At 70.2% G+C, this 1,086-nt stretch carries 1 protein-coding gene and 1 pseudogene; both read right to left on the bottom strand.

The window, feature by feature from the left end; translation table 11 throughout:
* Positions 1 to 69: 69 nt before the first annotated feature.
* The gene (locus AB0E94_RS53210; protein WP_360344672.1) at positions 70 to 687 is read right to left on the bottom strand and encodes a TetR family transcriptional regulator; all 618 of its coding nucleotides are present in this window, start codon (positions 685 to 687) and stop codon (positions 70 to 72) included.
* 36 nt (positions 688 to 723) lie between these two features.
* A pseudogene (locus tag AB0E94_RS53205) lies at positions 724 to 1,086 on the bottom strand (MFS transporter); the annotation flags it as partial.

Raw genomic sequence — 1,086 nt, 5'->3', positions numbered from 1 at the left:
GAAGTTTCGTATCCGGAACCCGGATGAGCTGCTCAGATTTCGAAATCGGACACGCTTTCGCGAGAGTGGCTACGTGCGATTGCGATGGATGGCCCGGTTCTCGTCGTGGTGTTTATGCCTCGCGGGTGCGCCGAGGGCTTGGGAGAGCACACGCTCGACATAGTCGGTGTCGGCGGGGACGTTGTCGATGAGGATGGCGGTGCACAGGCCGTCGGAGGCGGCGACGAGGGCGGCGATGGCTTCCGGGTCGTCGGTGAGGGTGGCGGCGAGTTCGGCGACGTCCTCGCGCCACTGTCGGGCGACCGGTGCCAGAGCTGGCCTGCGGGCGGCGAGGGTGGACAGTTCGCGTTCGGCCTGGGCGCGTTCGCGCCCGGGGCCGCCGGATTCGACGATGAGTTCGGCGAGGCCGCGCAGCTTGTCGCCAGGTTCGTCGATGATCTGGCGGATGCGCGCGGTATAGGTGTCGGCGACGCTGGACAGCGCGGCGACGAGCAGGTCGTCGAGGGCGGCGAAGTAGTAGGTGCTCAGGCTGGTGGTGATGCCGGCCTGCCTGGCGACGGTGCGGTGGGTGACCCCCGCTGCGCCGTCACGGGTGACTACGGCGAGGGTCGCCTCGATGATCTCCGCACGGCGCTTGTCGCCCCTGGCGCGTCGTCCGTCGGCGGGTCGTCCCTCGCCACCGCTCATGCTTCCGCCCCCCTGGGTTCAGGGTAATTGAGTCCGTCATCGGGGATCTGCTGCGGCCTCCTGGTCCTCGCCGAGCGGACGGACGTGCCGCAGCGTCACCAGGCACAGCACGGCCGCGACGGCGATGGCGCCGCCGGCTACGGCCGAGGCGATGTTGATCCCGGTGGTGAACGCCTCCTGCGAGGCCTGCACGACCTCGGCAGGCACCCGGTCTGCGATCGAGAGCGCGCCGGAGAGGCTGTCGGTGATCCGGTCGGCATCCTCGGGCGCGACGCCGGCGGGCGCGGTCAGGTGAGCGGTGTAGAGGGCGGTGGTGAGGCTGCCGAGCAGGGCGACACCGACGGCGATGCCGAGTTCCTGGACGGTCTCGGTCATCGCGGCGGCCGATCCGGACCTCGC

Source organism: Actinoplanes sp. NPDC026670 (assembly GCF_040638175.1).
Lineage (GTDB): Bacteria > Actinomycetota > Actinomycetes > Mycobacteriales > Micromonosporaceae > Actinoplanes.
This window is presented reverse-complemented; position numbering and strand designations above follow the sequence as displayed.

Excerpts from the sequence above, each read along its gene's own strand:
- AB0E94_RS53210 (WP_360344672.1), bottom strand. The coding sequence starts at position 687 with ATGAGCGGTGGCGAGGGACGACCCGCCGACGGACGACGCGCCAGGGGC.